Source organism: Comamonas sp. BIGb0124, assembly GCF_003752175.1.
Classification (GTDB): Bacteria; Pseudomonadota; Gammaproteobacteria; order Burkholderiales; family Burkholderiaceae_C; genus Comamonas_F.
The window spans coordinates 29752-43213 of the sequence record NZ_RJVF01000013.1; the positions used below are offsets into that span (position 1 = coordinate 29752).

Sequence of the window (13462 nt, forward strand, 5' to 3'; positions counted from 1 at the left end):
GAACCTCTCTCTCATCTGGCCCGGCAATGGAAAAAAATCGTCGAGGGATTCAATCCATCGAAATCGGTAGCGCGTTGCTGCTTCAGTTGGCACGCCATGTACGTCCTGTCGCGCTGAAAGATCTCGCGAAATCGGCCGGCATGACGGCGGGAAAAGCCCACCCGTACATGGTCAGTTTTCTGAAGGTGGGGTTCGTGACGCAGACCGCGGTGGGTCATTACGAACTCGGGCCATTGGCGCTGCAACTGGGATTGACGCGCCTGCAGCGCATGGACCCTGTCAAGGAAGCCTCGGCTCTGATAGAAGCCCTGGCGGACGAGACCAGCCAGAGCGTGGCCGTCGCGGTGTGGGGCAATTTCGGCCCGACCATCGTCCGATTGGAAGAACCAGCACAGCCGCTGCACGTGAACCTGCGTACCGGCACGGTCATGTCGCTGGTGAACACGGCGACGGGACGGCTGTTCGCCGCCTATATGCCGCCCAAAGTGGTCGAGCGGCTGCTGTCCGAAGAGATCTCGCGATTGAGTTACGGCACGGTCCAGGGCCCGCCGGTCGATTCGGACACGCTCGAGACCCTGCTGGCGGAAACGCGCAAACACGGCCTGGCGCGCACGCGGGGCCAGCCCATTCCCGGCATCGACGCCTTGTGCGCCCCGGTGTTCGACTCTGCCGGGCACCTGGTGCTGGGCATCCTGGTCATGGGCCCGGCCGCGACTTTCGACAGCGAATGGGATGGTGTGATCGCCGGCCCCTTGCGGCAATGCGCGCAAGAGGTCTCACGGCGGATCGGCAGGGACTACCCGCAAGAGCGCTAACCCCGCGCTAGCCCCGCCTCACCGATCCCGCATCGCCCCCGTGCGTTCAGAACCTTGCATGCGCCAGCAGCGCCTGCAAGGGGTGCCTGATTTCGCGGGCACCGAAACGTTTGACCTGGCTGCGGCATGAATACCCCGTGGCCAAAGGCTCGGCGTCTGCCGAAACGCCGCTCGCATCCAATGCGTTTTTCCAGGATTGCTCGAAGATGACGCGCGAGGTCTCGTAGTTGCGCGCCTCGTGACCGTAGGTGCCCGACATGCCGCAGCACCCACTGGCTTCGACCTGGAGGCTCAGGCCCGCTTTGGCGAAGACCTCCTGCCACTGCCCCACGCTGACCGGTGCGTTGGTTCGCTCGGTGCAATGCGGCAGCAAGCGATAGGTGACGGTCTGCGGCGCCGTCTCGGTTTTCTCTGCGCGAGGCCATACCCGGGCCAGCCATTCCTGCGGCAGCAGCACCTCGGGCACCTGCGTCAATCCGGGCACCTTGAGATATTCCTGCCGGTAGACCAGCGTCATCGCGGGGTCGAGGCCGACCAGCGCAATGCCGGTGCGCGCCAGGCTGGACAGATGTTCGCTGTTGCGCCGGGCCACACGGTTGAAAGTCTTGAGGAAACCCTGCACATGCAAGGGCTTGCCGTTGGGCTTGAGCGGCGCCATCCACACCCGGTAGCCCAGCCGTGTCGCCAGCTCGATGAGCGGCACCATCTGTTCCGTCTCGAAGAGATAGGTGAAGCTGTCGGGCACCAGGATCACGCTGCGGGCGCGCTCCGCCGGATCGAGCGCCTCCAGCTCGGGCACGAATGCATGACGCACCCCGTGGGCCTCGAGCGCCGCGGCGATGTCGAGCCGGCTCAGCAGCGGGCTGTCGACGATGCCGAGTCCGGATGCCATCGCCTGGCGGACCCAGGATTGTTTCATCAAGCCGTTGAAGACCGCCGGAAACTTCGCTGCCGCAGGCATCACGAATTCGAGCGAGGCCATCACATAGTCGCGCAGCGGGCGCCGGTAACGCGTGTGATAGAGCTCCAGAAAGCGCGACCGGAACTCGGGCACATCGACCTTGATGGGGCACTGGCCCGCACATGACTTGCAGGCCAGGCAGCCGGACATGGCGTCGTAGACCTGGTGCGAAAAATCGTCGCCGTCCCGACCGGCCTGACCGGACTGCCGCGCCCGGCCGGTCAGGCCCGACCACGGCCACCGCTTCTGCTGCGCGACCTTCAGCACGTCGACGCCCTGCCCGCCCTGCAGCCTGAGCCACTCGCGCATGAGCGACGCCCGGCCCTTGGGCGAGTGCACGCGCTGCCGGGTCGCCTTCCAAGACGGGCACATGGCGTCGTCCGGATCGAAGTTGTAGCAGGCCCCGTTGCCATTGCAATGCATGGCCGAGCCGTAGCTCTGCCATACCCGCTCGTCGATCTGCCGATCGTGCTCGCCGCGCGTCGGCACGCCGTCGATCTTCAGGAGCAGCGTCTTGCTGTCCGGCGGGGTGGCGATCTTGCCGGGGTTGAACTGGTTGAACGGATCGAACGCCGCCTTCAGTTGCTGCAGCGAGCCGTAGAGCTCACCGAAGAAAGCGGGCGAGTACTCCGATCGAACGCCTTTCCCGTGCTCGCCCCACAGCAGGCCGCCATAACGCTGGGTGAGCTTGGCCACTTCGTCCGAGACGGTGCGGACCAGCGCAGCCTGCCGCGGATCCTTCATGTCGATGGCCGGCCGCACATGCAGCACGCCGGCGTCGACGTGGCCGAACATGCCGTAGGTCAGTCCATGCCCGTCGAGCAGCGCCCGGAAATCCGCGATGAACTCGGGCAGGTTCTCGGGGGGCACCGCAGTGTCTTCGACAAAGGGCTGAGGCCGGGCTTCGCCCTGGATGTTGCCGAGCAGGCCGACGGCCCGCTTGCGCATGCCGTAGACCCGCGACACCGCGGCATGGCCGATCGCCAGCGTATGGCCGAGCCGCTGCACGCCGGCATCGCGGCCGAGATGCGCGATGAAGGCCTGGACCCGGGCATCGACCTCCAGAGGGTCGTCGCCGCTGAATTCGACCAGGTTGATGCCCAGGGTCGGCGACGCGCTGTCGGACGGAAAGTACTCGGACACGCTGTTCCAGACAAAATCCTTCATGGCCAGCAACAGCACCTTGGAGTCGACGGTCTCGATGGACAGCGGCCGGTGGGCGATCAAGGCTCGGGCGTCCTTCAGCGCATCCATGAAACTGGCGTAGCGCACATTGACCAATACGGCGTACTTGGGAATGGGCAGCACGTTGAGCCGGGCCTCGACCACAAAACCCAGCGAGCCTTCGGCGCCGCACAGCACGCTGTTGAGATTGAACCGGCCGTCTTCCTCGCGCAGATGGGCCAGGTCGTAGCCCGTCAGGCAGCGGTTGAGTTTCGGAAACTTCTCGGCGATGAGCTCGGCCTTGTCTTCGCCGATGCGGCGTGCGGTGCGATACACCTTGCCCACGCGGCCCGGCTCGCTGCAGCGCGCATCGAGCGCTTCGTCGTCCAGCGGTGCGCTGAGAAAACGCTCGCCGCCCATCAGCACGAAGTCCAGCTCGAGCACGTGATTGCGTGTCTTGCCGTAGGTACAACTGCCCTGCCCGCTGGCATCGGTGTTGATCATGCCGCCCAGGGTGGCGCGATTGGAGGTCGACAGTTCGGGCGCAAAAAACAGGCCGTGGGGCTTGAGCGCGGCATTGAGCTGATCCTTGACCACGCCGGCCTGCACCCGAACCCAGCGTTTCTGGGTGTCGATTTCCAGCACACGGTTCATGTGACGCGAGAGATCGACCACCACGCCATCGGTCAGGGACTGGCCATTGGTGCCGGTGCCGCCCCCACGCGGTGCCAGGACCACTTCGCGATGCTCGGGCCGCGCCAGCACGCCGGCGAGTTTCTGCACATCGTCGGCATCGCGGGGATAGAGCACGGCGAGCGGCAGGCGCTGGTAGATCGAGTTGTCGGTGGCATGCACCGTGCGGTTGGCCTGATCGGTACAGATCTCGCCCTTGAAACCCTCGGCCCGAACGGCATCCATGAAGGCTCGATTCCTGGGGGAGAGCTCCGATTCTCGGGTGGGGAGTTCGGCAATCATATTCATCGTGGTCATGTATTTCTTTGGCTATCGCATCGCCGCTGCAAGCGATGCCGCGTGGAATCTTACGACGGTGAGTCTGGCCGTTCTGCCACAATTCCACAAACGGATTTTTTGTCCGTGAAACATGCATGGAAGTCATGAATCCCCGCAAACTCACCCCTTCGATGTCGTTGCTGCTGGTGTTCGAGGCCTCTGCACGGCACGAGAGCTATACCCGGGCGGCCGACGAGCTGGCGCTCAGCCAGAGCGCCGTGAGCCGGCAGGTCCAGGCGCTGGAAGAGCAGCTCGGCGCCGCGCTGTTTCGCCGCCAGGGCCGCTCGGTGAAGCTGACCGAGGTGGGCCGCCGCTACCACTCAGAACTGCGGCCCGCGCTCGATCGCATCCGGCAGGCGACCCTGCAGGCGATGTCGTCTCAATCGGGTTTCGGCGCACTCAGGCTGGCGACGCTGCCGACCTTCGGCTCGAAGTGGCTGCTGCCTCGGCTGCACGCCTTCTACGCCCTGCACCCCGGCGCCAATGTGCACATCCACTCGCGTATCGGCGCGGTCGATTTCAGTGCCGGCGACATCGATGCCGCCATCACCGTCGGCGAAGACGCCTGGCCGGGCCTCGTGGCGCACCGGCTGGCCAAGGAGTCGCTGATCGCCGTCTGCGCACCCGGCGTGCGGCCCCACTCGCAGATGCCCAGCCCGCAATGGCTGTATGCACAGACCTTCCTGACCATCGTCAGTTATCCGCAGGCCTGGTCCGACTGGCTGGCTCATCACGCCATCGACCCCTTGCCCATGCGGCACGGCCCGAGCTTCGAGCTGACCTCGCACCTGATCCAGGCCGTCGCTGCGGGACTGGGGATCGGCGTGCTGCCCCATTCACTCGTCAAGGACGAACTGATGCGGGGCACGCTCGTGGCCTTCGGCGAAACGGTGCCCAGCCGCCGCAGCTACTACTTCATCTATCCGCCGCGCAACGAAGACCTGCCGGCCCTGGCGCCGCTGCGCGAATGGCTGCTGAGTTCGCTCACCAACGACAGCGCCTGACCCTTGCCGAGGTTTCGATGACGGATTTGTCATACGGCTGTCCAGCAAACGACGGCCTGCATTTTCTAGACTATGGCCTCACCTGGGAAAACAAAAACAAACCCAGCTTTTACCTAAACCGAGGCTATATGATGAAAACAGTTGATTTCAAAAAGACGATGACGACCCTGGGATTGGCAACGGCAGCCGCATGCGCCATGCCGATTGCCGCAAATGCCACCGGATACTGGCACCAGGAAGGGTCGCGCCTGACGGCCTATCCCGATCATCTTCAGCAAGGCCCATCGCGTGCCGAGCTGCAGGCCGAGGCACGTAAAGCCCTAAAAGGCCAGGACCTGGCTCGATCGGATGCTTCCAATTTTCCGGCAGAATCCGCAGCAGGCCGAGGCATGACACGCCAGCAGATCGATGCGGAAACCCTGCGGTATGCCGAGCAACTTCGCGCCGCCGGCGTCGATCGTGCCACGGGCCCTTGATTATCTTTCGATACTCGAAATAATACGAACAACAAACCTGCATCGCTCGATGCGGGTTTTTTTATTGCCCGAACGTTTCACTCGCCGATCGTGAAACCGATTTGGGTCTTGCCGTTTTCCGATTGGGCCCTGGTTTCTCCACCGTGCATATTCGCGATGGCCGCCACGATGGCCAATCCCATGCCGTGATTCAGGTCCGCGTGTTCCCGTGACGCGTCCGCGCGATAGAAACGATCGAAGAGGCACGGCAAGTGTTGCGGGTCGATGGTGTCGCCTTCGTTCGAGACCAGCAGCGTCACGCACGGGCCGGCAGGGGTGCCCGCCGCGGATGCGGATGAGAAGATCCGGATGCGAATCGCCGTTCCGGCTCGTGCATATCGAACGGCATTGCCGACGAGGTTGGCGATGGCCCGCCGGATCAGACCGATGTCGACCCGGGCCGGCGAGTCGCCGTCGAATGCGACGTGCAGCTCCTTGTCCTGAAGCAAAGCCTCGTAGTAATCCGAGACTTCGGCCGCCAACTGCGCCAGGCTGGCAACACGCACCCGGCGTGCATTGCCCTGGCCCCGGTCTGCACGCGAAAGGAACAGCATGTCGGCGACGATGCCGGCCATGCGCTGCAGCTCTTCCAGATTCGAGCCCAGCACCTCGCGCAGTTCTTCGACGGGCCGGGGCTTGCGCAAAGCCAGTTCGGAGCTGCTGATCAAGGTGGCGAGCGGCGTATTGAGTTCGTGCGCCACATCGGCATTGAAGGCCTGCATCTGCCCATAGGACACCGCCAGCCGCTCGAGCAGATCGTTGAACTGGGCGATCAGGGGCACGAGCTCCTGCGGCTGTCCCGCAGCGTCGAGCCGTTTGTGGTTGTCGAGCGCAGACACTTGTCGCGTCTGTGCCGCCAGCGCGGCCAGCGGGCTCAGGCCTTTTCTGACCAACCACACACTGGTCCACGACACCAGCAGGGTTCCGAGCGCCGCAGCGATCGTCAGGATCCAGGCCAGTTGATCGAGCAGGTCGTCGTCTTGGCTGAAGTCGAACAGCATCTCGGCTTCGGCATCGATGTAAGAGCCGTCGCGCAACGCGATCGAGACCGGAAATCGCCGATGGGCGATGAATCTCGGGTCGTTGCGTGTGCCCTCCCGCTTGAAGAACGTCTTGCCGTTCTCATCGACGATGACAAGAGACAGCTCGTCGTAGCCGGCAAGCACGTCTTCGAGGTTGTGCTGGAGATCCATGTCGAGGTTCTTGGGCCGTTTCTCTGCAAGCACGTGCTTGATCGTCGCTTCCTTGTCGAGCAGGATCTCGTCCTGCCGCTGCTCGAGCGACAAGGCGACGAAAAAATAGACCGAACCGCACAGCAGAGCCGCCCCGAACAGACCCTGGATCGCCAGCCACAACGACAGCCTCGTGATCAGCGAAGGACCGGGCTTGCCGGCATTCATGGCGCCCGCTCTTCGAGCACGTAACCCATGCCGCGCACGGTGTGCAGCAGCGGCGTCTCGAAGGGCTGATCGAGCTTGACCCGGAGGCGCCGAACGGCGACCTCCACCACGTTGGTGTCGCTGTCGAAGTTCATATCCCAGACCTGGGCCGCGAGTTGCGTGCGCGAAAGGACTTCACCTTTGCGCCGCAGCAGCAATGCGAGCAGAGAGAACTCCTTGGCCGTGAGATCGATGCGGGTGCGCGCCCTGAAGACCTTGCGTTTGATCAGATCGACTTCGAGATCGGCGACATGAAGCACCGTGGGCTCGGCGAGACTGACCGAGCCCTGATTGCGTCGCAGCAAGACAAAGAGGCGTGCCACCAGCTCGGCGAATGCAAACGGCTTGACCAGGTAGTCGTCCGCTCCGCTCTGCAGGCCCCGAACCCGGTCTTCGACCTGCGACCTGGCCGTCAGCATCAGGATCGGCGTCTGCTTGGTCTGCCGCAGAGCCGCCAGCACGGCAAAACCGTCGATGCCCGGCAGCATGGCGTCGAGAACGATGACGTCGTAGGACTGTTCGATCGCCAGATGAAGCCCGTCGACCCCGTTGTGCACCATGTCGACCACAAAACCCTCTTCGGACAGGCCCTTCTTGAGATAGCCGGCCAGTTTGATTTCGTCTTCGATCAAGAGCAGTTTCATGCCGTCATTCTTTCATGCATGGCCCCGAAACGAAGATGACAAATTTGTAATCTCCGGGTCAATCTCCCGTCGGGGGTGCGTTTCTAGACTCTGCCGCTCAACCCACAACGATAACAAAGGGAGTGTGGATGGCCTGGAAACAATCATCATCGTGGAGCCCGACCCTGCTGGTCCTGGCGATTCTTTCGTCGGGCTTCGGCTCGGTCGCATCCGCCGGCGAAGGGCCCTCGCCTTCCGTGCACACGATGGCCGGCATCCCCTCGGGTTCGCTGACGCTCGAGCGCGCCTGGGCCCTGGCACGACGGGCCAACCCGCTGCTGAAGGCCGCAACGCTCGAGGTCGAGGCAACCCAGGGGGCACTCGAGCAGAGCGGCGTTCGGGACAACCCGGAACTCAGCCTGAGCCAGGAGGACACCCGAAAAGGCTATCGCACCTGGACGGCTCAGCTGGATCAACCGCTCGACCTGTCGGGCCGGCGCCAGGCTTCGATGAAGCAGGCCGGCACCGGGGTCGCCATCGCCGAAGCCGACCTGATCCTGACCCAATCCGCGCTGCGGGCCGAGCTTGTCCGGGCTTACTACAGCGTCCTGGCCGCGCAGGAGCGCGTCGAGCTCGCCCAGCGCACACGGCAACTGACAGGGGCCGCACGGGATGCCGCTGCCAAACGGGTCGCGGCCGGCAAGGTCGCTCCGCTCGAACAGACCCGGGCCGAAGTCGAACAGACCGCCGTGACGCTCGAGGTGAGTACCGCCGAATCCGCACTTCGTGTCGCGAAGACCCAATTGACCGCGGTGCTGGGCATGCCCCGGAGCGATGCCTTTCAACTCGCCGGCACCCTGGAGCCGGCCGAAGACGATGGGCTGCCGGACGACCCGAGCCTGCTCGCGCTGGAATCACCGGCTTACGTGCGTGCCCGCCGAGCACTCGAAGCGGCCCGTGCCGGTGGAGCGCTCGAAGAAAGCCGCGCCTGGCAACAACCGACCGTCAGCCTCGGCTTTGCACGCGAGGAAGAAGCCGGACGCAACCGATTGATCGTGGGCGTGAAAGTGCCGTTGCCGCTGTTCGACCGAAATCGCGGCGCCACGCGCGAGGCCTACAGCCGCATCGAACAGGCCGAAGCCCAGTTGCTTGCGACGAGATCGGCTGTCGCGGCCGACATCTACACGGCCCGCGAGCGGCTGCGGACCGCCAGAGAGCAAGCCGCGCACCTGCAGCAGCAGGCCCTGCCGGCCGCGAGCCAAGCTTACGACTTGGCTACGCGCGGTTATGCCCTGGGCAAGTTCAGCTTTCTGGATGTCGTCGATGCACAGCGCAGCCTGATCGCCATCCGACAGAAGTACCTCGACCTCGTCCTGGAAACACACCTCGCCTCGGCCGACATCGACCGGCTGACCGGCGGCCGCCTCGACTCCTGATTTTTTGCATTGAAGAGTTCCACCATGTCAAACCCAGATCGCGGGATACGCCTGCGACCCAGTCGCTCACACCTGCTCGCCATGGCCTTCATGATCGCTGTCGGCCTCGGCTTCGCAGCGCTGATCCTCAAACCCCAGCCGGGGGTGTCGGGGCAAAAGAAGGCAGAGCCCGGTCATGCAGCCCACGCCGAAGGCGAGAGCGAGTCGCCCGGCAGGGCCGGCGCAGAGGATGCGCATGCCGAAACCGATAAACCCGAGAACCCCGAGACCACCGACGAGCGGATCGCGATGGACGCGCATCGCATCGAAGCGGCCGGCATCGTGCTCGCCCGGGCCGAGCCCTCGGTGATTCGCCGGCAAGTGACCTTGCCCGGCGAGATCAAATTCAACGAGGACAGGACCGCCCATGTCGTGCCGCGCGTGGCGGGCATCGTGGAGTCGGTTTCAGCCCAACTGGGCCAGACGGTTCGCAAAGGCCAGACGCTCGCCGTGCTGAGCAGCGTGGCCGTATCGGATCTGCGAAGCGAATCGCAGACCGCGCAGCGACGTCTGGCGCTGGCCAGGACAACCTACGAACGCGAGAAAAAACTCTGGCAGGACAGGATTTCTGCCGAGCAGGATTACCTCCAGGCGCAGCAACAGTTCGAAGAGGCTCGCATTGCGGCTTCGAATGCCAGCCAGAAGCTGAAGGCCATCGATGCGGCCGACAGCGGCGATCTGGCCCGCTACACCCTGCGTGCACCGATGGACGGCGTGGTGGTCGGCAAACACCTGGCGGCCGGCGAATCGGTGGCCGAGGATGCCACCGTGTTCACGGTCTCGGACCTTCGAACGGTCTGGGCAGAGATCGGCGTGCCGGCCTCCGAGCTGGCGCTGGTGAAAGTCGGCACACCGGTCACGGTGGCGGCTGCCGCCTTCGACTCGGTCGCCGAGGGCCAGGTCTCGTATGTCGGTGCCCTGCTCGGCGAACAGACCCGCACGGCCACGGCCCGGGTTTCGTTGCCGAATCCAGACGGCGCCTGGCGGCCCGGCCTGTTCGTGAACGTCGGTGTCACGGCGTCGGAAGACCGTGTGCCCGTCACCGTGCTGACCCGGGCGATCCAGCGCGTCGAAGGCAACGACACCTCGGTCTTCATCCCTGTCGAGGGCGGATTCAAGGCGCTGCCGATCCGGGTGGGCCGCTCGGACGGCGAACGCACCGAGGTGCTGGAGGGCCTGCCAACCGGGCAAGCCTATGTCGGCGAAGGCAGTTTCATGCTCAAAGCCGAGCAGGGCAAGTCCTCTGCCGAACACGCGCACTGACCGGGGACTTCATCCATGTTCGAACGCATGATCCGTTTCGCCATCGAGCAGCGATGGCTGGTTCTCGTGGCCGTGCTGGCCATGGCCGGCCTCGGTGTCTTCAGTTACCAACGGCTGGCCATCGACGCCGTGCCCGACATCACCAACGTGCAGGTGCAAATCAACACCGACGCCGCCGGTTACTCGCCGCTCGAAACCGAGCAGCGGGTGACCTACCCCATCGAAGCCGTCATGACCGGGCTGCCGGGCCTGCAGCAGACCCGGTCGATGTCGCGCTACGGCTTGTCGCAGGTCACGGTGATCTTCGAAGACGGCACCGACCTGTACTTTGCGCGGCAACTCGTCAACGAGCGCCTGCAGCAGGCGCGAGAACAGTTGCCCCGCGGCATGACGCCCTCGCTGGGCCCGATTTCGACCGGGCTGGGCGAAATCTATCTCTGGACGGTGGAAGCCGAACCCAGCGCCAGGAAACCCGACGGCTCGCCCTACCTGCCGATGGACCTGCGCGAGATTCAAGATTGGATCATCAAGCCGCAATTGCGCAACGTGCCCGGGGTGACCGAAATCAACTCGATCGGCGGCTTTGCCAAGGAATATCTCGTCGCCCCGCGGCCCGATCGCCTGGCCTCGTATGGCCTGACCCTGCAGCAGGTGGTCGCCGCCCTGGAGCGCAACAACGGCAACGTCGGCGCAGGCTACATCGAGCGCCAGGGCGAGCAGTACCTCATCCGCTCGCCCGGGCAGGTGAAGGGCATCGACGACCTTCGGGAAGTCATCGTCGGCACGGCACAAGGGCAGCCGATCCGGGTGCGGGATGTTGCCGAGGTCGAATTCGGACGCGAACTGCGCACCGGCGCCGCCACGGAAAACGGCCGCGAAGTCGTGCTCGGCACCGTCTTCATGCTGATCGGCGAGAACAGCCGCACGGTATCCGCAGCGGTCGACGAGCGCATGCAAGCGATCAACCGCAGCCTGCCGCCGGGCGTGCACGCCGTCACCGTGTACGACCGCACCAACCTGGTCGACAAAGCGATCTCGACCGTCCGCAAGAACCTGCTCGAGGGCGCCGCGCTGGTCGTGGTCATCCTGTTCCTGTTCCTGGGCAACATCCGCGCCGCCGTCATCACGGCCATGGTCATCCCGCTGTCGATGCTGTTCACGTTCACCGGCATGGTCCACTACCGCGTCAGCGCCAACCTGATGAGCCTGGGGGCGCTGGATTTCGGCATCATCATCGACGGCGCCGTCGTCATCGTCGAGAACTGCGTGCGTCGGCTGGCCCATGCCCAGGAACACCGAGGCCGGACGCTGACCCGCAGCGAGCGTTTCCACGAGGTCTTTGCCGCCGCCAAGGAAGCACGCCGCCCGTTGCTGTTCGGCCAGTTGATCATCATGGTGGTCTATCTGCCGATCTTTGCGCTCACCGGGGTCGAGGGCAAGATGTTCCATCCGATGGCGTTCACCGTGGTGCTGGCGCTGCTGGGCGCGATGATCCTGTCGATGACGTTCATCCCCGCGGCGATCGCCCTGTTCATCGGCGAGCGGGTGGCAGAAACCGAAAGCCGGCTCATGGGCCTGGCGCGACGGGCCTACGCGCCGGTGTTGGCCTGGGTGATGCGGGCCCCCGCCGTCGTGCTGGTCGGTGCCGGCATTGCGGTGGCGCTCAGCCTGATGCTCTCGACCCGGCTGGGCAGCGAATTCGCGCCCAACTTGAACGAAGGCGATTTCTCCATCCAGGCCCTGCGCATCCCCGGCACCAGCCTCACGCAATCGGTCGACATGCAGATGCAGATCGAAAAACGCCTGATGCTGGATTTTCAGGAGATCGAAAGAGTCTTCGCACGCACCGGGACGGCCGAGATCGCCTCCGACCCGATGCCGCCCAACATCTCGGACGGCTACATCATGCTCAAGCCCCGCAGCCAATGGCCCGATCCCGGGCGCACACGCGAAGATCTGCTGGCGGCGATGCAGGCCAGCGTCGACGAGATACCGGGCAACAGCTACGAGTTCTCGCAACCGATTCAGCTTCGCTTCAACGAGTTGATCTCGGGCGTGCGAAGCGACGTGGCCGTCAAGATCTTCGGCGACGACATGGCCGTGCTCGAAAACAACGCACAAGCGGTCGCCGCCTTGCTGCAGAAGATTCCGGGCTCGTCCGAAGTCAAGGTCGAACAGACCTCCGGCCTGCCGGTGCTGACCGTCGACATCGATCGCGAGAAGGCCTCGCGCTACGGACTCGACCTGGGCGATGTTCAGGAAACGCTGGCCACCGCTTTCGGCGGCCAGGAGGCCGGCACGGTGTTCGAGGGCGACCGCCGCTTCGCGATCCAGGTGCGTCTGCCCGATGCGCTGCGCGACGATCCCCAGGCCTTGGCCCGCTTGCCCATCGCCTTGCCCATGGGCGCCGATGGCCGGCGAAACTACCTGCCCCTGTCGGCCATTGCAAGCTTCACGACGGGGCCGGGGCCCAACCAGATCAGCCGCGAAGACGGCAAGCGGCGCATCGTCGTCAGTGCCAACGTCCGCAATCGCGACATCGGCTCGTTTGTGGCCGAGGCCCAGCAATCGCTCGACCAGATCCCGCTGCCCGCAGGTTACTGGACCCGCTGGGGCGGCACATTCGAAAACCTCGAATCGGCACGCCAGCGCCTGACCCTCGTGGTGCCCGTGGCGCTGGGGCTGGTGTTCGTGCTGCTGTTCGCCATGTTCGGCAATGCCCGCGACGGCCTCGTCGTCTTCACCGGAATCCCCTTCGCCCTGACCGGCGGCATCGTCGCGCTGTGGCTGCGAGACATTCCCCTGTCGATCTCGGCCGCCATCGGCTTCATCGCGCTCTCGGGCGTGGCGGTGCTCAATGGCTTGGTGATGATTTCGTTCATCCGCTCATTGCGCGAGATGGGCCGCAGCCTGAGCGATGCCGTCACCGAAGGCGCCCTGGCCCGGCTGCGCCCCGTCTTGATGACCGCCTTGGTGGCATCCCTCGGATTCGTACCCATGGCCATCGCCACGGGAACCGGCGCCGAGGTGCAACGGCCGCTGGCCACGGTGGTGATCGGCGGCATCCTGTCGTCCACCCTGCTCACCCTGTTGGTTCTGCCCTTGCTGTATCGGCTGGTGCACCGAAGCGCACCGTCAGAAACCGGGACCGGCCCTGGAGACAATGCGCCGGCCGCCCTCGGACCCCACTGA

The 13462-nt window shown here is 64.7% G+C and carries 9 protein-coding genes; 6 read left to right on the top strand and 3 right to left on the bottom strand.

Going from position 1 to position 13462, the window contains the following annotated elements:
- Positions 1–26 precede the first annotated feature (26 nt).
- Positions 27–815, top strand: coding sequence for an IclR family transcriptional regulator (locus EC845_RS16535; RefSeq protein WP_123299245.1), 789 nt, complete (start codon positions 27–29; stop codon positions 813–815).
- A gap of 46 nt (positions 816–861) precedes the next feature.
- On the opposite strand, the gene EC845_RS16540 is transcribed toward EC845_RS16535, so the two are convergent.
- Positions 862–3921: an FAD-binding and (Fe-S)-binding domain-containing protein gene (locus EC845_RS16540; RefSeq protein WP_370451347.1), complete on the bottom strand. Its 3060-nt coding sequence runs from the start codon at positions 3919–3921 to the stop codon at positions 862–864.
- A 134-nt stretch (positions 3922–4055) separates the two neighbouring features.
- On the opposite strand from EC845_RS16540, the gene EC845_RS16545 reads away from it, so the two are divergent.
- The gene (locus EC845_RS16545) at positions 4056–4955 is read left to right on the top strand and encodes a LysR substrate-binding domain-containing protein (protein WP_123299246.1); all 900 of its coding nucleotides are present in this window, start codon (positions 4056–4058) and stop codon (positions 4953–4955) included.
- A complete protein-coding gene (locus tag EC845_RS22175) occupies positions 4919–5431 on the top strand; it encodes a hypothetical protein (protein WP_148077322.1) in 513 nt (170 codons plus the stop codon). Before EC845_RS16545 ends, EC845_RS22175 begins: the two co-directional genes overlap by 37 nt.
- A gap of 77 nt (positions 5432–5508) precedes the next feature.
- Here the strand turns inward: EC845_RS22175 and EC845_RS16555 are convergent, their stop codons facing one another.
- Positions 5509–6870, bottom strand: a complete 1362-nt coding sequence (locus EC845_RS16555; RefSeq protein ID WP_123299248.1) for a heavy metal sensor histidine kinase — start codon at positions 6868–6870, stop codon at positions 5509–5511.
- Positions 6867–7553, bottom strand: a complete 687-nt coding sequence (locus EC845_RS16560; protein WP_123299249.1) for a heavy metal response regulator transcription factor — start codon at positions 7551–7553, stop codon at positions 6867–6869. Before EC845_RS16560 ends, EC845_RS16555 begins: the two co-directional genes overlap by 4 nt.
- 128 nt (positions 7554–7681) lie before the next feature.
- Between EC845_RS16560 and EC845_RS16565 the strand changes: the two genes are divergently transcribed.
- From EC845_RS16565 to EC845_RS16575, 3 genes are read left to right on the top strand one after another with little or no spacing between them, the layout of a single operon-like run.
- A complete protein-coding gene (locus tag EC845_RS16565) occupies positions 7682–8968 on the top strand; it encodes a TolC family protein (RefSeq protein ID WP_123299250.1) in 1287 nt (428 codons plus the stop codon).
- Between the two features lie 24 nt (positions 8969–8992).
- Positions 8993–10270 (top strand): efflux RND transporter periplasmic adaptor subunit, encoded by a 1278-nt coding sequence (locus EC845_RS16570; protein WP_123299251.1) that lies wholly within the window; start codon positions 8993–8995, stop codon positions 10268–10270.
- A 15-nt stretch (positions 10271–10285) separates the two neighbouring features.
- Positions 10286–13462: an efflux RND transporter permease subunit gene (locus EC845_RS16575; protein ID WP_123299252.1), complete on the top strand. Its 3177-nt coding sequence runs from the start codon at positions 10286–10288 to the stop codon at positions 13460–13462.